This is a genomic window from Thalassospira sp. UBA1131 (genome assembly GCF_002311515.1).
GTDB lineage: Bacteria > Pseudomonadota > Alphaproteobacteria > Rhodospirillales > Thalassospiraceae > Thalassospira.
Map to the genome: position 1 here is coordinate 51844 of NZ_DCAO01000065.1, position 17560 is coordinate 69403.

General features: G+C 53.9%; 19 protein-coding genes. 13 read left to right on the top strand and 6 right to left on the bottom strand.

The features are described from left to right. Positions 1-630, bottom strand: a 630-nt coding sequence (locus B3Z49_RS10080) for a sulfatase-like hydrolase/transferase (protein WP_296990497.1), incomplete at its 3' end; no start/stop codon positions are given. Between the two features lie 248 nt (positions 631-878). Here B3Z49_RS10080 and B3Z49_RS10085 point away from each other — a divergent pair. From B3Z49_RS10085 to B3Z49_RS10125, 9 genes are all read left to right on the top strand, one after another. Continuing rightward, entirely contained in the window at positions 879-1763 is an 885-nt protein-coding gene (locus B3Z49_RS10085; RefSeq protein ID WP_296990499.1) for a choline sulfate utilization transcriptional regulator, read from the top strand. A 118-nt stretch (positions 1764-1881) separates the two neighbouring features. Beyond that, positions 1882-2484, top strand: a complete 603-nt coding sequence (locus tag B3Z49_RS10090; RefSeq protein ID WP_296990501.1) for a hypothetical protein — start codon at positions 1882-1884, stop codon at positions 2482-2484. Positions 2485-2973: 489 nt separating this feature from the next. Then, positions 2974-3117: a hypothetical protein gene (locus B3Z49_RS10095; protein ID WP_296990502.1), complete on the top strand. Its 144-nt coding sequence runs from the start codon at positions 2974-2976 to the stop codon at positions 3115-3117. A gap of 294 nt (positions 3118-3411) precedes the next feature. After that, positions 3412-4032, top strand: a complete 621-nt coding sequence (locus B3Z49_RS10100; protein ID WP_296990504.1) for a calcium-binding protein — start codon at positions 3412-3414, stop codon at positions 4030-4032. 305 nt (positions 4033-4337) lie between these two features. Next, positions 4338-6056 carry a type I secretion system permease/ATPase gene (locus B3Z49_RS10105; protein ID WP_296990506.1) on the top strand — a complete coding sequence of 573 codons (1719 nt, stop codon included), beginning with the start codon at positions 4338-4340 and terminating at the stop codon, positions 6054-6056. After that, positions 6049-7374 (top strand): HlyD family type I secretion periplasmic adaptor subunit, encoded by a 1326-nt coding sequence (locus tag B3Z49_RS10110; RefSeq protein WP_296990507.1) that lies wholly within the window; start codon positions 6049-6051, stop codon positions 7372-7374. Before B3Z49_RS10105 ends, B3Z49_RS10110 begins: the two co-directional genes overlap by 8 nt. Positions 7375-7553: 179 nt before the next feature. Beyond that, positions 7554-8507: an agmatinase gene (gene speB, locus B3Z49_RS10115; protein WP_296990509.1), complete on the top strand. Its 954-nt coding sequence runs from the start codon at positions 7554-7556 to the stop codon at positions 8505-8507. 108 nt (positions 8508-8615) lie between these two features. Beyond that, positions 8616-8867, top strand: coding sequence for an antitoxin (locus tag B3Z49_RS10120; RefSeq protein WP_296990511.1), 252 nt, complete (start codon positions 8616-8618; stop codon positions 8865-8867). Then, positions 8864-9172 carry a type II toxin-antitoxin system RelE/ParE family toxin gene (locus B3Z49_RS10125; RefSeq protein ID WP_296990513.1) on the top strand — a complete coding sequence of 103 codons (309 nt, stop codon included), beginning with the start codon at positions 8864-8866 and terminating at the stop codon, positions 9170-9172. Before B3Z49_RS10120 ends, B3Z49_RS10125 begins: the two co-directional genes overlap by 4 nt. A 170-nt stretch (positions 9173-9342) precedes the next feature. On the opposite strand, the gene B3Z49_RS10130 is transcribed toward B3Z49_RS10125, so the two are convergent. Then, positions 9343-10167: an oxidoreductase gene (locus B3Z49_RS10130; protein ID WP_296990514.1), complete on the bottom strand. Its 825-nt coding sequence runs from the start codon at positions 10165-10167 to the stop codon at positions 9343-9345. A 116-nt stretch (positions 10168-10283) separates the two neighbouring features. On the opposite strand from B3Z49_RS10130, the gene B3Z49_RS10135 reads away from it, so the two are divergent. Continuing rightward, positions 10284-11210 (top strand): AraC family transcriptional regulator, encoded by a 927-nt coding sequence (locus tag B3Z49_RS10135; RefSeq protein ID WP_296990516.1) that lies wholly within the window; start codon positions 10284-10286, stop codon positions 11208-11210. Positions 11211-11285: 75 nt separating this feature from the next. On the opposite strand, the gene hemF is transcribed toward B3Z49_RS10135, so the two are convergent. Continuing rightward, the gene (hemF, locus tag B3Z49_RS10140; RefSeq protein WP_296990518.1) at positions 11286-12164 is read right to left on the bottom strand and encodes an oxygen-dependent coproporphyrinogen oxidase; all 879 of its coding nucleotides are present in this window, start codon (positions 12162-12164) and stop codon (positions 11286-11288) included. Between the two features lie 50 nt (positions 12165-12214). Next, positions 12215-12694 (bottom strand): tRNA (cytidine(34)-2'-O)-methyltransferase, encoded by a 480-nt coding sequence (locus tag B3Z49_RS10145; protein WP_286791710.1) that lies wholly within the window; start codon positions 12692-12694, stop codon positions 12215-12217. 392 nt (positions 12695-13086) lie between these two features. Here B3Z49_RS10145 and petA point away from each other — a divergent pair, with 392 nt between their 5' ends. The 3 genes from petA to B3Z49_RS10160 are packed head-to-tail and all read left to right on the top strand — an operon-like array spanning position 13087 to position 15687. Next, entirely contained in the window at positions 13087-13638 is a 552-nt protein-coding gene (gene petA, locus B3Z49_RS10150; RefSeq protein ID WP_008889443.1) for a ubiquinol-cytochrome c reductase iron-sulfur subunit, read from the top strand. A gap of 11 nt (positions 13639-13649) precedes the next feature. Continuing rightward, positions 13650-14918 (top strand): cytochrome b, encoded by a 1269-nt coding sequence (locus B3Z49_RS10155; RefSeq protein WP_296990521.1) that lies wholly within the window; start codon positions 13650-13652, stop codon positions 14916-14918. Further along, a complete protein-coding gene (locus tag B3Z49_RS10160) occupies positions 14911-15687 on the top strand; it encodes a cytochrome c1 (protein WP_296990523.1) in 777 nt (258 codons plus the stop codon). The genes B3Z49_RS10155 and B3Z49_RS10160 overlap by 8 nt, the downstream gene beginning before the upstream one ends. 105 nt (positions 15688-15792) lie before the next feature. On the opposite strand, the gene B3Z49_RS10165 is transcribed toward B3Z49_RS10160, so the two are convergent. Continuing rightward, positions 15793-16632, bottom strand: coding sequence for a substrate-binding periplasmic protein (locus tag B3Z49_RS10165; protein WP_296990524.1), 840 nt, complete (start codon positions 16630-16632; stop codon positions 15793-15795). 76 nt (positions 16633-16708) lie between these two features. Beyond that, positions 16709-17539 carry a methyltransferase domain-containing protein gene (locus B3Z49_RS10170; protein WP_296990526.1) on the bottom strand — a complete coding sequence of 277 codons (831 nt, stop codon included), beginning with the start codon at positions 17537-17539 and terminating at the stop codon, positions 16709-16711. Positions 17540-17560 lie beyond the last annotated feature (21 nt).

Here is a 17560-nt window from a genome sequence, read left to right on the forward strand (position 1 = left end):
TTCATACAGATCCCAGAATTTCTTGCGCGCGACATACGGATCATGCGGATGGGTGAAGCTGACCGTCAGGCACCAAGGGCGTTCATCATGCCCGCGTGACAGGTCATAAATCTTGTGCGTCGCGTTATAGGCGACCTCGTCATCATATTCCATCTGGTTGGAAATCTCGGCGACACCGGCACCGGTGACAGAGCCCAGATTATGATACCACCAGTCAATGCGTTCGCCGGGTTTGCGGTAATCCGGGGTCCAGCCGAAATCGGCCGGGTAGATATCGGTGGTCAGGCGTTCTTCAAAACCATGCAGCTGATCGGGGCCGACGAAATGCATCTTGCCCGACAGGCAGGTGTAATATCCTGCGCGGCGCAAGTGATGGGCATAGGTCGGAATGTCTGATGAAAACTCAGCCGCGTTGTCATAGACCCGGGTGCGATTGGGCAACTGACCGGCCATAAACGACGCCCGTCCAGGCGCACAAAGTGGGGAGCCTGTATAGCAATTGCGGAAACGCGCCGAACGTTCGGCGAGCTTGCGCAAATGCGGCGTATGGAGGAAATCCGCAGGACCATCGGGGAACAGGGTCCCGTTGAGCTGGTCGGCCATCAGGATCAAAATATTCGGGGACGTCATTTATTATGCACTCCTTCACAGGGTGCAATCCGCCGATCACCGAGATGGCAGCATTGACGACAAAAGCACCCCTGGGTCGTTTGGTGCGAGACAAAGCAAGCGCAAAACTCCTGCCCCTTTTCGGGTGTCTTTTATCGGGTCTTGTCGTTAATCCGCTTGACCTTGATCGCGTGACCGACATTAAATCCATAAATCAACCTTCAAAGAAACCCGGTGTTTTTTAATCACTTCCATAAAGAATTTTTATAATGCGAAGACCCCTCGACATTGGCTGGCTAAGAATTTTTGAAGCGGTCGGGCGGCTTGGCAGCCTGACACGGGCCGCCAATGAACTGGGCTTGAGCCAACCTGCGGTGACCTATCAGATCAAGCGGGTCGAGGATCAGCTGGGTGTGTCGCTGCTGCACCGGTCGCAAGGCGGCAGCCGATTGACCGATGCGGGCGAAATCCTGTTTGAGGCGGTCAAAACCAGTGTCGAGAGTATCGACAAGGCAGCGTGCGACACCCGGCGCACCACGCAGGATCATGCGGTGCGGATCTTTACCGATTTCGGTTTTGCCGCCTTCTGGCTGATGCCACGCGTAACCGATTTCCGCCGCCTGCATCCCGAGGCCGAAGTCCATATCATCGCATCCCAGGGCCTTGATGATGCGATGGCGCGCGAAACCGATGCCGCCATGCTGTTCGGGGCGGCGGATGATTTCCCAGATACGGCACAGCTTCTGATCCCCGAACGGGTCGTGCCGGTTTGCACACCGGGCTTTCTTGAACGCTATGGACCGTTTGACGATCCGGCCAAGTTTGCCCGTGCCCCGCTTTTGCATCTCGAAGTCGCCGGCAAGTCACGCTGGCTGACATGGGAAAGCTGGCTTGCCGATCACGGAATTACCCGCAAACCCGCCCAGGGCGATCTTGGCCTGAATACCTATGGCTTTGTCATTCAGGCCGCCCTTGCCGAACAGGGGGTGGCACTGGGTTGGCGCGGGCTTGTGGATCATCACCTTGAACAGGGCAGCCTCGTTGCGGTTGGTCGCGAAGTGGCGCGCGCCGATCGCGGATACTGGGTGGTGCCGGGTGCGTCTGTCAGCAATACCACCACCACCCTGCTTGATTGGCTGATCAACGAGACGTGACCTATCTTGCCTTCAGGCCTACGGGGCAGCACCTGAAGCTCTCGAGCTTTGCCTCTAAACCGGGCGCACTGATCAACCACAATAATGGCACGAAACTTGCCTGTAAGATGCAACCTAAATGAGAAATCAGGAGGTTAAATTGACAGGTATCTCATTGCAAAATGGTATTGCCATGCCATTGGCGGACCTGCCGAAAGGTGAGGCTTCGCTGCCAAGTGAGCTGAAAGACGAATGGCTTGCTCAGCAGAAAGGCTACATGCGAGCAATGCTCCGACAGGATAGCGTAGCACAACTGGCTATTCAAAACGCACGAGAAGTTCATACAGCCTTTCGTCTTAATGGTGAACTGGTTGGAACCATCGATGAGAATGGTGGCTTCACAGGAACACGAATTTCCGATGGTGGTGCATTTCAGAGGGCCGTGGCTTATGCCGAGCAAACAGGATTAAAAGGGGACGCGTTTGCCGACTATGCCAGCCAAAAAGTATCGCAGGCTCTGAAAGAACGCTACGGAGCCTCTCTTGAGGTCGTAACCTACGATGCAGGCAATCGCCCGACGGTCGGCGAAATGCATGCTGAAATATTCGGCTCGTCCAGCCAAGAACCGCCCGCGCCCGATCCTGATGAAATCGCACATTTGAAGTTCATGGCGCAATTATATGCGCAAACTTTCGGTGAAGACCCTTTCACTGGCATGCCTGTATCTTCTGAAAGTCAGTAGCTAGTATGACCGGACGAGATATGCGCGTACTGACATCAAGCCGGCAGGCAGGATGCTGACCGGCTTATTTTTTCCTACACCAAGGCAGTACATCGAAAGTGTAGGAAAAATATGCTCCCTCAAAGAGCCTCAAGCTGAGCAAAAGATATATTACAATGAAGCCCAATCCTGCTTCCAGTTACACCAGTATTACGCAATGGGCTCAAACAGTTCTCTCACGTTGCGGTTAACGTTTTTCTGTTCAGCGTGGTGCTCAACCTGCTTGTACTTTCAGTACCCATTTACATGACGCAGTGATTTGATCCATCTCGCCACCATGCGTTATCTGTGCTGATACACATGGCACACCACTTTGCAAAACGTGCATTTGATGATCCGGCCAAGTTTGCCCGTGCCCGGCTTTCGCATCTGGAAGTCGCCGGCAAGTTACGCTGACTGACGTGGGAAATCTGGCTTGCCGAACAGGGGGCATTGGGCTGGCGCGGATTGGTGGATCGCCACTTTGAACAGAGAAGCCTCGTTGTCATCGGACGCGAAGTGGCGCGCGCGGATCGCGGATACTGGGTGGTGCCCGGTGCCTCGGTCAACAATACCACCACCACACTGCTTGATCGGTTGATCAACGAGACGTGAGACATGGTTCTCGCCTGATTTCCCTAACTCTTTTCAGCTGCATTCGAGTCATTGAGACAAAAACCATCCGTTCAGAGACTGTACTGATACGAATACCCCTCCCTCCTTTGCAGGAGCAAACACTCAAAAGCTCTTCGAGTACTATACCTATAGTCATAAACAAAATAACAATTAATATTTAAAGTTGTAAAATTTCTTGCGTCGCGTTTCCGATGCCACGTAAAGTTTTCTCAACTCTTGGGGCGCCTAAAAACATAACAATTCTAAATAGTTGAAATCACAGGAGATTGGACAATGGGATACCACTTTTTCGAAGAAAATGAAGTCAACTATACATCGACACTTACGCCAACAGGCTCTGAGACAGGAAACCGGATTATCGGTAACGCTTTGAACAACCACATCCAAGGCAACCAATATGTCGATCACATTTCTGGCGGTGCCGGCGATGATTGGATTGAGGGCAAAGGCGGGAATGACGTTCTTTTGGGCGACGATGGTAACGACCGTTTAGAAGGCGGTGATGGGATTGACGTCCTGAATGGCCAAAATGGCAATGATGTTCTTGATGGCGGCGCAGGAAATGACCGGCTTTGGGGAGGCCTGGGAGATGATCAGTACCACTACACCCACAGCACTGGGGGTATCGACACCATCAATGACGACAAATCACCGACTGGGCAAACCGGCTTTGGCGGCGGCACGGATCTAATCTGGTTTAAAGATGCCAGTTTGAGTGAATTGGTGGTTATCCGGGAAGGAGACAACCTGAAAATCACCACCGCTGCCGACTACTCGGATCAACAAATGGACAGTGGACTTGTTATCGAGGACTTCTTCCTTGGTGGAGACAATGTCGTAGAATACTTGTTTGATGAGAACGGACAAGGTGTTGATCTTACCGGCCTCCTCTAAGTTCTCGGCTTAGGTGCACACTCCCCGAGTACAAAGTCAGTGGCGGGGAGTGTGCTATCTCATATCATCCACGGTATGCCTCACAAGATAATACCGAAATGGTTGGCAACATAGCTTGTCGATTAAGTTTTCATCAGAAAGAAAACGCTTCGAGTTTTTTGTATAAACACAAAACCTGTCAGCCCTCATCTTTCAGAAAAAAGTGCGCTGCTCGTTTCTCCGGAAGGCAAAGCCGGAGTGATGCAGAAAAATGCTGCCCATTTTGTATTTACTGAACCGTAGTGGATCAAAAGACAAACCCGATTATGTTCAAACCTGTTTCAATTACTCCTGCTCTCCGCGAGGAGTTCAAGCAATTCCGGTCAGTTGCTATCAAAGTTTTTCTGTTTAGCATGGTAATCAACCTGCTTGTACTAACGGTTCCGATATACATGATGCAGGTGTATGATCGGGTTATACCTACACGTCATCTGGAAACACTTCTTTTTCTGAGCCTTATCGCAGCAGGTGCTATTGCCTTAAATACTCTGCTGGACACCGTACGTACACATGTCTTGATCAAAGTGGGGCATCAATTGATGTTCGCGCTCCGATCGAAGGTGCTGTTTGCGTGCATTCAATCCAGTGCAGCAGGGCGTAACGTCAGCAATCGTCCCGTCAACGAGCTTGAGACTGTCCGCAAATGCCTCTCCGGGGGGGCATTTTGCGCACTTTTTGATCTGCCGTGGTTGTTACTGTTTATCGGAATTGTCTGGGTTGTTCACCCGGTTCTGGGAATATTCTCGGTACTGGCGGTGCTTGTAATGGCTGGAATTACAGCCGCTTCCAGTATAGCTGTCAGACAGAACATCGCCACAGGGCGTGCTGCAGAAGCTCAATCCGATCGATTTGCCACAGCAATTGTCGAAAATGGCGCAACTGTAATGTCGATGGCCTTATGGCCACGTGTTCATGACTTCTGGCAAAACTTGTCCATAAATGGACTGAAGCTAAAACTTCCTGCCGAGCTCTACACTGCGATGTTCACCGGCCTCACAAAAGGCAGCCGCACACTGATCCAAATCGGCGCTCTGGGGATTGGAGCTTATCTTGCGTCAAATCAGGAAATCACACCCGGTGCGATTATTGCTGTTTCAATTTTGCTCAATCGTGCTCTTGCGCCAGTTGACGCATTGGTTAACGGATGGCGGCAATTCGCCATCGCATTCCAGACTTCCAGACAGATCAATGACCTCCTAAATCGGTATCCAGAACCAGAGAACAAGATCGCCCTCCCGGCGCCACGTGGCGACATTCAGTTTGAACAGGTTACATACGTTCCGGCAGGTCGCACCAAGGCGACTTTATCGGCGGTATCCCTTCCTATTTCCGCTGGCCAAGTGGTTGCTGTGGTTGGTGCATCCGGATCAGGCAAAACCACACTTTGCAAAGCGCTTTTGGGATATCTGCCACTGCGGGGCGGCAATATACGAATTGACGGCGCCACACTAAACGACTGGAATCCGGAAGCCCTCGCACCTCACGTTGGCTACGTATCTCAACATTCGGAATTCTTTCCGGGAACTGTGGAGCAAAATATTGCGCGCTTCATGCCCAATCGCGCCGAAGAGGTTATAGAGGCTGCAAAACTTGCCGGTGTTCACGAGCTCATTCTTTCCTTGCCGCAAGGTTACAAAACGGCGCTCACCAAGGATGGCAGCCCATTGTCTGGCGGACAGCAACAGCGTGTGTCTTTGGCCCGTGCGATTATAGGAAAACCCCGAATCCTGGTGCTTGACGAGCCGAACGCTAATCTTGATGCGGACGGAATGAACGCACTTTGCAATATCCTTTCCGCCGTCAAGAGCTGGCAAACAACAGTCGTCATGGCTGTTCACAACACCGGTTTATTTAACTTTGCTGACCAGATTCTGGTTTTGGATCAGGGATGTATTTCTGCCTATGGACCACGAGATCAGATCCTGAACCGTATGAAACCGGCTGGCTCTTCTGCGCAAAAAATCGAGGAGCGGAGCGATGTTTAAGGGAGAGAATTTCTCCGATATCCACGCCAGTCTTGGTCTTGAACGTTCAATTCGCTTGGGATGGTGGTGCACTTCAATATTTGTTCTGGTATTTGGCGTCTGGTCAACCTTGGTGCCATTGGCTCGAAGCACGATAGCACCGGGTAACGTTAGCCCGGATGGCAGCAGGAGAACGATCCAACATCTCGAAGGTGGAATTGTCAGAAGCATAAACGTGCGTGAGGGCGATAAAGTGCGAGCCGGCGATGTCGTGCTTGAACTTGAAGACGTCAAAGCGCGAACCGATTACTCAACCCAGCAGGCGAAGCTTTGGCAATATCTTGCCGAACATGGTCGACTGCAGGCAGAAAGAAGTAAATCTGAGCATATTCAGTTTGACCCGCGCCTTCTGACAGAGATTGAAAAATCGCGCACAGTTCGCGATGCTCTGGAGGCGCAGAAAGCAATTTTCGTTTCTGGTCGGGATGCAGTTGCCACTCAGAAAGATATTCTGCGTCAACGCGTCAAACAGCTCGATCAACAAATCGCGGGCCTGCAAATTCAGAACAAAAGCCTTAAGGACCAAGCGAGCCTTATCAGCGAAGAGATTGATGATGTTCAAACTCTTTTCGACAAGGGATTGGAACGCAAATCCCGTCTTCTGGCATTGGAGCGTACGCAAGCTCAGATTAATGGCACTTTGGGCGAGAACTTGACCGCCATCGCCAGCGCCAAGGAACGGATCGGACAAACCCGCCTCGAAATTGTCCAGTTGGATACAGACAAACTGGATGAAATCAACAGCCAGATCGCAGAACTGGAAGGCAAAATAATTGATTCGGAAACAAAGATTGCAGAGGCAAAAGATACACTTGAAAGAACAAAGATCCATGCTCCCGTCGATGGCGTGGTGATTGATCAAAAAATCAAAACAATCGGGGGGGTCATCGGTCCCGCAGAGCCATTGCTTGACATTGTTCCTTCCGGTGAAGAACTAGTCATCGAGGCACAAATATCTCCGCTTGATATTGATTCGGTCAAAGCGGGGCTAGAGGCAGACGTTTTTCTATCAGCTTACTCTCGCCGAAACACACCCAGTATACCCGGGAAAGTCGCCTGGGTTTCTGCTGATGCGCAAACCAGCGAAGACGAACAAAGAAAATACTTTCTGGCACGCATACTTATATCGAGAGATGCGATGACCAACCTTCCTAACCATGTTGAGCTGTATCCCGGGATGACAGCCGAAGTCATTATCCGAACCGGTTATCGTACTTTTTTGGACTATCTTCTCGAGCCGCTTCTGCAATCCCTGGACCGTACTTTTACTGAGATGTGACATTTTGCGGATTGTTATCTTGGTTAGAGTCCCGTCAACCGGCCGCCCCCTCCTTTTAAACAATCGGCTAACCAACGAGACCTGAGTGCCGCCAAGCACCTGAATTGTTTTGCTGTATCACAGGCGGTCCGTCCCCTAGAGTGGTGGTTTGCGCGCACCACTTTCGACAGGGGATTTTCATGTCTGAGCATGGCTATAACAGCGGGCGGTTGAACCTGCCCTTCGTGGGGATTTCGACCTTTTCCAAAAGCCCCTATGTCGAAAACTGGGATGCGATTGACGCCGATGTTGCCATCCTTGGTGCGCCGTTTGATTTCGGCACCCAGTGGCGATCCGGTGCGCGGTTTGGCCCGCGCGGCATTCGCGAGGCATCGACGCTTTTTGCCTTTGGCCATGCAGGGGCCTATGACCATGAAGATGACGTGACCTATCTTGAAGGGGTTCGGATGGTCGATATTGGCGATGCCGATATCATTCACACCAACACGATCAACAGCCACGCCAATATCGAGTTTGGCGTGCGCAAGATTTTGGCAGCAAACGCCCTGCCCGTGGTTCTGGGCGGCGATCATTCGATCAACATCCCCTGCATCAATGCCTTTTCCGATCAGGAACCGGTGCATGTGGTGCAGTTTGACGCCCATCTCGATTTCGTTGACGAACGCCACGGGGTACGCAATGGCCATGGCAACCCGATGCGCAGGGCAATTGAAAAGCCGTGGGTATCAGGCATGACCCAACTTGGCATTCGCAATGTGTCCTCGACCGCCAAGGAGGGCTATGACTATGCCCGCGCGCAGGGATCAGACATCCTGTCCGTGCGGCAAGTGCGCAAGCTTGGCGTCGAGGGTGTTCTGGAACGCATTCCGGCCGGAAAGCGATACTACCTGACGATTGATATTGACGGGTTTGATCCGTCAATTGCGCCCGGCACCGGCACGCCAAGCCATGGCGGGTTCCTATATTATGACGTGCTGGAAATCATCGCAGGCCTTGCCAAGCGCGGCGATATCGTTGGCATTGATCTGGTCGAAGTCGCGCCGGATTACGATCACACCGGGACAACCGCCATTCTGGCCGCCCAGATATTGCTTAATACCATCGGGCGGATTTTTGCTGCGCGTGGCAAATAATGGCAGACACCGCGGGAAAAACGTCCGCTTGATGAACAGGATCAGGCCATAGCAACAAACCCACATATGTGGTAATGTGGGTTTGTACATTTGTTGGGAGATTGCCCTATGAGCCGCTTGACGATCGACATCACCGACCAGCAGCATCAAAGCCTGAAGGCGACGGCCGCCTTGCAGGGCAAGACCATCAAGCAATACGCACTCGAGCGGTTATTCCCGGACGATGCCAATGCCGACAAGGCATGGATGGAGCTGAAAACCTTACTCGAAAACCGCATCGAAGATGGGGTTGCGGGGAACGTTTCGTCCAAAAATATCTCTGAAATTCTTGAGGAAGAACTGAGCGAGAAGCCTGCGTGACGGGGTATGTCCTTAGCGCAGAGGCAGAAGCCGATCTGCGCGGGATCATTCGATATACCAACAAGGAATGGGGCCCAGCACAAGTGCGGCGCTATGTCGCCACGCTGGAAAAGGGCATTGATGATCTTGTCGCCGGGCGTGGTTCATTCCATGACATGAGCGAACTTTTCCCGAATCTTCGGATGATGCGCTGCGCGCAACATTACGTCTTTTGTCTTCCGCGCGAAAATGCGCCCGCATTGGTCGTGGCGATTTTCCATGAGCGCATGGACCTTATGACGCGATTGGCCGATAGAATTCGATAGCGCGGTCGGAGCAAGCAACACGAGATCCCCGCCTGCGCGGGGATGACGTCAAAAAATGGACGCGGAGAACCACCGTCATTCCCGCGACGGCGGGAATCCATACAGCCTTAAGGCCAACGGCCCGGCGCCACCCGCATGTGTTTGATCGGGTGGCGCGCGGCTTTCAGTGCCTAGCCGTCTGTGGATGTGGTCAGGTCTTTGTATCTGGTGATCTCTTCCTTCATGCGGGTCAGTTTGTCTGTCACCAGTTGATAGGCGTCACTGCCCATCAGCAACTGGGTCGGCGGGTTATCCATCTTGATCAATTCAAGAACGGCCGCCGCCAGCTTGTCCGGGTCGCCCAGTTGCTTGCCGCTTTTTTCGCGGCGCGCCTGCCGGATCGGTTCGAACAGGCTATCGTAATCCGATATTGAACGATCAGTTCGCACCATCGAACGCCCTGCCCAATCGGTCCTGAAGGAACCGGGACACAGGGCCGTGACGTGCACCCCAAACGGGGCCATTTCAGCGCGCATGACTTCGGAAATGCCCTGCAATGCGAATTTGCTGCCACAGTAATAGGCAATGCCAGGCATGGTGATCAGCCCACCCATCGAGGTAACATTGACGATAAAACCGGCCCGGCGTTCGCGAAAGCGCGGCAGAAAGGCCTTGGCCACCGCCGTGGCGCCAAAGACATTGACGTCAAACTGGCGTTTAAGTTCATCCATCGGGGATTCTTCAAGCACGCCTTCATGGCCGTACCCCGCATTGTTGATCAGAACATCAACCGGGCCGAAATCATCCTCCGCCCGGGCCACTGTTTTGGGGATGGCGTCGAAATCAGTGACGTTCAGGCGTACCATGCGGATATCGGGTAATTCCGCCTTCAGCTTGTCATGGGCCTGATCGGAACGCACTGTCCCGATGACGTCATGTCCTGCGGCAAGGGCTGCTTTGGCGATGGCAAAGCCGAAACCGGAATTGGCACCGGTAATGAAAAATCGTTTGGTCATAAGATGGGATCCATTTGTTGGCTTGATAAGAAGACAAAATGTCAAATATTATCAAAACATCGACACATCTACGCCATTTAGGCTGCAATTATTGCCTAATCCTATGAAAGGCACCGATGACGACACAGGATCGCCCCGACCTTGTCCGGCTTGCTGCCGCACTTGCGCCCAAGGAAGGATATAACCACCAACCAATCAAAGGGTTGCGTGTGCTGCGCAGTGAGAGCGTGCTGCACAATGTGCCGGTCCTGTATCAGCCAGGTGTTGTGTTTGTCTGTCAGGGCAGCAAGCGCGGTGTGCGCGATGGTGAGGTCTTTGTCTATGACGAGGCCCATTATCTGGCCGTTTCGGTACCGGTGCCGTTTCGCATGGAATCAGATGCCAGCCCAGAGCGCCCGTTGCTGGCGATTTATCTTGATTTTGACATGCGGCTGGTAGCCGAGTTGATCGACACGCTTGAACGATACGGGGACGCGCCAGCCACCCTGCCCGAGGCTGAAAGCCTGATATCAAGCAAGATTGATGCACAGATGCAGGATGTTTTGCGCAGGTTGTTGCAGGTCCTGCAAAACCCTGTTGAAACCGCCGCCCTTGGCGATGGCCTGTTGCGGGAATTGTATTTTCGCATTCTAAGCGGCCCGCAAGGGGCAAAAATGATTGCGGCCCTGACCCAGCGCGGCAATGCGGAAAGGATTTTGCGCAGTCTTGGTTATGTGCGCGAGAATTTCACCAAGCCGCTGACGATTGCCGATCTGGCGCAGCAGGCGGGAATGAGCATACCATCCTACCATGCGCATTTTCGCAGGTTACTTGGCAGCAGCCCAATCCAGTACATAAAATCGATGCGCCTGCATGAGGCGCGCCTGTTGCTGGCACGGCACGGACAGACGATTGCAGAAGTCGCCAATGCGGTCGGCTATGTCAGCCCATCTCAATTCAGCAGAGAATTCAAACGCCACTTTGGCCGAACCGCCTCCGAAGAAGTCCAGTGGATGAAGCGCCATCTGGGGGAATTACCAGAGGCGGACAACAGCGCAGGTTAAAGCTTTTGCCGCCTTCGACTGTGGGGCCGCACGCAATTGCACGAGACCGCCTGCGCGGGATGACGGTGTAAGGCGTTATGGCCAGTTGGCTTCGGGCGGGAGCGACATCAGGATGGCTTCGGTGTTGCCGCCGGTCATCAGACCAAAGCGCGTGCCGCGATCATGGAGCAGGTTGAACTCGACATAACGGCCGCGCTTGATCAGTTGGGCGCGGCGTTCGTCATCGGTCCAGGGCTTGTTGTAGTGGCGTTTGACCAGTTCGGGATAGATATCGCGGAAAGCCCGCCCGACATCCTGGGTGAAGGCGAAATCGGCATCCCAGTTAGCATCGAGATAGTCATAGAAAATGCCGCCAACCCCGCGTGGCTCGTTACGGTGGGGCAGCCAGAAATATTCATCACACCACTTTTTGAACCGGTCGTAATAGTCATCACCATGGGCATCGCAGGCGGATTTAAGCGCGCCATGGAAATCAGCGGTGTCTTTTTCCTGCGGGAAGACAGGGGTCAGATCGGCACCACCGCCAAACCATGCCTTGGTGGTGACGATGTGGCGCGTGTTCATGTGCACGGCCGGCACATGGGGCGAGCATGGATGGGCGACCAGTGAAATGCCCGCGGCCCAGAAGTTAGGGTTTTCATCGGCACCGGGGATTTCCTTGCGGAATTTTTCGGAAAATTCGCCATGCACGACCGAGATATTGACCCCGACCTTTTCAAACACCCGGCCCTTCATGACCGACATCTCGCCGCCACCTTCATTTTCGCCGCGTTCCCATACGGTGCGCTCGAACCGCCCCGGTGCGCGGTCGGAAAGCGGTCCTTGGTAGCTGTCCTCAAGCGCCTCGTAACTGGCGCAAATGTCATCACGCAATTGGCGGAACCAGTCCCGGGCGATCTGTTTGCGTTTGGCAATCACGGCATCGTCGACCTTATGGTCGGTGCTCGTCTTCATTGCCTGGTTTGCAGCAATTTTTGCGTCCGTCATTGCGTTACTCACTTGGTTCATTCACTCGGTCGGCTTGCGGGAAAGCCATCGGTCTGTCGGAGCGCTTCGCCCAATGTCATTGCGGTTGCCATGGCGACATTTAGCGAGCGCATTTGCGGCTTCATCGGAATGACGACGCGGGCATCGACATAGTCATGGACGCTGTCAGGCACCCCTTTGCTTTCGGAACCCAGCATCAGGATATCATCGGCGCGAAATTCAAAATCGCAATAGGGTTCGGCCCCCTTGGTCGTCAGCAAGACCAGACGCCCCGGCACCGTTCCCTCCTGGCGGGCCTCGACAAAGGCGCGCCAGTCGGCATGGCGTATATAATCGGCCTTTTCGAGATAATCCATCCCGGCGCGCTTAAGCGCACCCGACGTCAAAAGAAAGCCGCACGGTTCGATGATATCGACCGGCAGGCCAAAACAGGCCGCCATGCGCAGAATGGTGCCGGTGTTTTGCGGGATGTCGGGTTCGAATAAACAAATTCTCATGGCTTCTTTTAGAATCGTTGGTGAACAAATGTCGAATCAGTTCATCAGCGACATATAATTACCCGTTAACGCCGCTATTAGACTTTTTTGGAATATGAAGAACTAAAGCCACAAGTCCTTGGCGCACAAAGGGCGGGATACCCGCAATTACGCTATGTTTTACCGAATTGTGCAGCGCAAAACCCAATGATCTTGTTGAATGCAAACAATTTGCAACTCCAAGTTCTCCTTAACAAACCGAATTTTTGTTAGTATACGGACCGTCAAACAGGCCTAAGGGCTTTTAGCGGCAAGATTGTTTGATTTTCATCAATGGAATGTAAACATGAATGCCCTAAGTCTTGGTTTGGCATTCCGCATGCCTGTTTTGGGGGCAGAAAGAGGGATTAATTATGTCGCAAACGGTGCATTCCTCCGGCGAACACCAGCCGGACGAGAACCGCAGGGATTTCCTGACCTTGGCGACCACAGCAGTTGGCGCCGTTGGCGTTGGTTGCGCGTTGTTGCCGTTCGTGGACAGCATGAACCCGTCCAAGGACGTTCTCGCACTTGCCTCGGTTGAGGTTAATCTGGCCAACATCCCGGTTGGTCAGGCAATTAAGGTCATGTGGCGAGGCAAACCTGTCTTCATCCGCCATCGTACCGAACGCGAAATCAATGAGGCCGAAGACGTCGCATTGAACGAACTCGTCGATCCGCAGACCGACGATGCGCGTGTCGAAAAGAAAGAGTGGCTGGTCGTCGTCGGCGTCTGCACCCATCTGGGCTGCATTCCGATGGGCACAGCCACAGGCGAAACCCGTGGTGATTATGATGGCTGGTACTGCCCATGCCATGGCTCGCACTATGATACGTCGGGCCGTATCCGCCGCGGCCCCGCGCCGTTGAACCTTGTCGTTCCGGAATATGAATTCCTGACCGACACGTCGGTCCGGATCGGGTAAGGAGCAGGTTTATGAGCGCACCTCAGTGGAACAACAAAGTGGTCAAGTGGGTTGACGACCGTCTTCCGGTCATCTCCATGTTGCACCACTCTGCATACGAATATCCGACCCCGAAAAACCTGTCCTATATGTGGAACTTCGGTTCCCTGGCCGGTTTTGTTCTGGTGACGATGATCCTCACCGGTATTTTCCTGGTGATGAACTACACCCCCCATACCGATATGGCCTTTGAGTCGGTCGAGCGCATCATGCGTGATGTGAACTATGGCTGGCTGATCCGCTATATCCATATGAACGGCGCTTCGATGTTCTTCATCGTTGTGTTCATTCACATTTTCCGTGGCCTGTATTACGGGTCATACAAAGCACCCCGCGAGATGTTGTGGTGGATCGGTATCCTGATCCTGCTTGCGATGATGGCAACCGCGTTCATGGGCTATGTCCTGCCGTGGGGCCAGATGTCCTTCTGGGGTGCGACGGTTATTACCAACCTGTTCTCTGCCTTCCCGATCATCGGTGATCCGCTGGTGACCTGGCTTTGGGGTGGGTTCTCGGTTGATAACCCGACGCTGAACCGGTTCTTCTCGCTGCACTATCTGATGCCGTTCGTCATTCTGGGCCTTGTTGTCCTGCATGTCTGGGCACTGCATACCGTGCGCTCGAACAACCCGACCGGTGTTGAGATCAAGACCCCGGCGGATGCCATTCCGTTCCATCCGTACTACACGATCAAGGATCTGTACGGCATGGGCGTGTTCCTGATCTTCTTCTCGGTGTTTGTGTTCTTTGCACCTGACTTCCTGGGCCACCCGGATAACTACATCCCGGCGAACCCGCTGGTCACACCGCCGCACATCGTGCCGGAATGGTACTTCCTGCCGTTCTATGCGATCCTGCGGTCGATCGACTTCACCATCTTTGGCATCCCGGCAAAACTGCTTGGCGTGCTGGCGATGTTTGCCTCGATCATGATCCTGTTCGTTATTCCGTGGCTTGATACCTCCAAGGTGCGCAGCTCGAAATTCCGTCCGGTTTACAAATGGTTCTTCTGGCTGTTTGTGATCGATACCTTCATCCTCGGCTATTGCGGGGCGAAGGCACCGGATGACTACTTCCTGGGTATTCCGGGTCTGAAAGTCATCGTGATGGGTCAGCTTTCGACGCTGTATTACTTCGCACACTTCCTTGTGGTCATGCCGTTGGTTGGAAAAATGGAACGAACCAAGCCGCTTCCTGCAAGCATCAGCGAATCTGTTTTGAAGGAGGGTGCAAATGCGTAAGTTCGCACTGACCGCAATTGCTGCCGCCTTCGCGGTAACCGCATTCACTGGTGGTGCAGCCAAGGCTGCCGGCGATCAGCCGGCTCCTGCGGCACAGGATTGGAGCTGGCAGGGTCTGTTTGGCACTTATGACCGTGCCCAGCTGCAGCGTGGATTCCAGGTCTACAAGAACATCTGTGCCGGTTGTCACAGCCTGCGCTTCATTGCCTTCCGTAACCTTGAAGGCATTGGGTTCAACGAAGACCAGATCAAGGCGATTGCGGCCGAGTATGACATCGAAGACGGTCCGAATGACGATGGTGACATGTTCACCCGTCCGGGTCTTGCTTCGGATTACTTCCCGTCTCCGTTCCCCAACGAAAAGGCGGCTGCGGCTGCCAATGGCGGCGCCATTCCGCCGGACCTTTCGTTGATGACCAAAGCCCGTGTCGGTGGCCCGGACTATGTGTTCGGCCTTCTGACCGGCTATGAGGAAGAAGCACCAGAGGGCTTCGACCTTGCGGACGGGAAATATTACAACCACTACTTCCCGGGTCATCAGATCTCCATGGCACCGCCGCTTTATGATGAAGCGGTCGAGTACACGGATGGCACCCCGATGACCCTGGAACAGCATGCACGTGATGTGACCGCCTTCCTGAACTGGACGGCACAGCCGGAGCTTGAAGCCCGCAAGGCGCTTGGCATGAAAGTGATCCTGTTCCTGCTGGTTCTGACGGCAATGCTGTATGCGGTCAAACGCAAGATCTGGCGCGACGTCGAACACTAAGACGTCCTGATCTTGATCTGCCCGATATTGAAACAGGCCACCGACATTCGGTGGCCTGTTTTTTTGTACGCCGGTCAGACGCCCCGCAGGATATGGCTGGCGATATCAATAAGAGAAATAGGACACAACCAGCCGGTCGATCTCGCCGCTGGCGAGCATGTCACTGAGCACGCGATCAAGGGCGCTGGCAAACTGGTCGCGATAGGGCCATTTGCCTTCCGGGTCCGGGCCATAGGCAACATAGCCAAATTCGTGCCCGATGACCGCGGCCTCGTCAAACAGGCGGGCGACTGCCTTGTCGACAGCCAGTTCGCGCATCCCGGCCAGAATGGCCATGCGTTCATTGACATAACAATCGACACGACCGGCCATCAGAAAACGCAGATTGCTGGCGGTGGTGTTGGCTTCTTCAAGGGTAATCTCGCCGGCCTCGACCATGTCAAAGAATGCAGGCCCAGCCAGACGATATCCGGCGTTGTTGGCAAAACGTGCCCCTTTGAAATCATCCGGGAAGCGCTTCAGATCATTGCTTTGCGTGTAATCCTTGCTGCAGATTGCCACGACGGTTTCGCGCAGGATCGGGATGGAATAGCGTTCGATCCAGTCGCGATCCCCGCGCGCGTAAGGCGGAAAGAACCCCATGATCTTGCCATCCTTAAGCAGCTCCATCCCGCGGCGAAACGGCACATTGACAATATCGAGCTGATAGCCCGGCAGACGATCAAATGCTTCCTGCAAGATGCGGACATAAATGCCTTCGGGGCTCACCCCATCGAGAAACGCATAGGGTGCGTTGCTGTCTTCGGCGTAAAGCGTAATGGTGCGGGGCATGTTGCTGTCTTGCACCGGCTCTGCGACGGCGTGCAATGGCAGAAGCAGCGCGCCGACAAACAGCGCGCGCCCGGTAAACCTGACTGTGTTTCGCAAAACAGATTTGAATGACATGATGTTATTATGCAGACAACCATAGCGTGCCTGTCAATTATCATCATGTAACAAAACATGCTGTGATTTTGCAGACTTACTGGTCTGAGGTGGACGGCTGAGCAGGTTTGTCTTCGTCCGACGGGCTGTTTTGGCACGCGTCGTTCTGGTCGTGCGACACACGGTGCTGTTGATTGCCATCGGCCGGACGCAGTGGCGGCACCGTCACCGGGATATGCACGAGACGGCGTTTGCGCTGTGGCGTGCCGGAGCTGGCGTAAAGCTGTTTGCCGGCTTCGACAATCGAGACACCGGCAAAGGCCTTGAACAGGCGCGATCCGATATTTTCAAACACCTGCGACCAGCGCAGCAAAAGGCGCATATTGGTCGGCGGCATGAAAAGTGCGCGGCTGTGCTGGATCGGCAGGAACATGTTTTCGCGCAGCAGGTTTTGCAGCTGTGAGACGCTATGGGGATGGCCATAGCCAAAGGGCGTTTTTTCCGACCATGACCAGAGCGAGCTTCGGTTGGGTGTCACCACAACAATCCGGCCATTAGGCGTCAGCACCCGCCAGCATTCGCGCATCAGGCGACGCATCGAGTCCGTATGTTCGACCAGATGCACGACCAGAATGCGATCCACCGAACTGTCTGGCAGCGGCAACATGGTTTCTTCGGTCAGCGCCACACGGTTGTCTTCACCCGCAGGCCAATGAACGCAGCCCTGCTGGGCTGGCATGAAGGCCATGACACGCTCCGCCTCACCAATAAACGGGCGCAAGTACGGCGTGGCATAGCCAAAACCAAGGACCCGCATGCCCCGGACATCCGACCACATGACGCGCAAACGCCTGCGGATCAGACGCCGGGCGGCTTGTCCGATACTGCTGGCATAAAAACGGTGAAGATCAACGACATCCTGACGCATGGCAGCAGCCTATCATCCCCG

Coding starts and splice junctions, on each gene's coding strand:
- B3Z49_RS10130 (WP_296990514.1), bottom strand. CDS start 10,167: ATGACCAAACGATTTTTCATTACCGGTGCCAATTCCGGTTTCGGCTTT.
- petA (WP_008889443.1), top strand. CDS start 13,087: ATGTCGCAAACGGTGCATTCCTCCGGCGAACACCAGCCGGACGAGAAC.
- B3Z49_RS10100 (WP_296990504.1), top strand. CDS start 3,412: ATGGGATACCACTTTTTCGAAGAAAATGAAGTCAACTATACATCGACA.
- speB (WP_296990509.1), top strand. CDS start 7,554: ATGTCTGAGCATGGCTATAACAGCGGGCGGTTGAACCTGCCCTTCGTG.
- B3Z49_RS10105 (WP_296990506.1), top strand. CDS start 4,338: ATGTTCAAACCTGTTTCAATTACTCCTGCTCTCCGCGAGGAGTTCAAG.
- B3Z49_RS10085 (WP_296990499.1), top strand. CDS start 879: ATGCGAAGACCCCTCGACATTGGCTGGCTAAGAATTTTTGAAGCGGTC.
- hemF (WP_296990518.1), bottom strand. CDS start 12,164: ATGAAGACGAGCACCGACCATAAGGTCGACGATGCCGTGATTGCCAAA.
- B3Z49_RS10145 (WP_286791710.1), bottom strand. CDS start 12,694: ATGAGAATTTGTTTATTCGAACCCGACATCCCGCAAAACACCGGCACC.
- B3Z49_RS10110 (WP_296990507.1), top strand. CDS start 6,049: ATGTTTAAGGGAGAGAATTTCTCCGATATCCACGCCAGTCTTGGTCTT.
- B3Z49_RS10135 (WP_296990516.1), top strand. CDS start 10,284: ATGACGACACAGGATCGCCCCGACCTTGTCCGGCTTGCTGCCGCACTT.
- B3Z49_RS10120 (WP_296990511.1), top strand. CDS start 8,616: ATGAGCCGCTTGACGATCGACATCACCGACCAGCAGCATCAAAGCCTG.
- B3Z49_RS10160 (WP_296990523.1), top strand. CDS start 14,911: ATGCGTAAGTTCGCACTGACCGCAATTGCTGCCGCCTTCGCGGTAACC.
- B3Z49_RS10090 (WP_296990501.1), top strand. CDS start 1,882: ATGAGAAATCAGGAGGTTAAATTGACAGGTATCTCATTGCAAAATGGT.
- B3Z49_RS10170 (WP_296990526.1), bottom strand. CDS start 17,539: ATGCGTCAGGATGTCGTTGATCTTCACCGTTTTTATGCCAGCAGTATC.
- B3Z49_RS10155 (WP_296990521.1), top strand. CDS start 13,650: ATGAGCGCACCTCAGTGGAACAACAAAGTGGTCAAGTGGGTTGACGAC.
- B3Z49_RS10165 (WP_296990524.1), bottom strand. CDS start 16,632: ATGTCATTCAAATCTGTTTTGCGAAACACAGTCAGGTTTACCGGGCGC.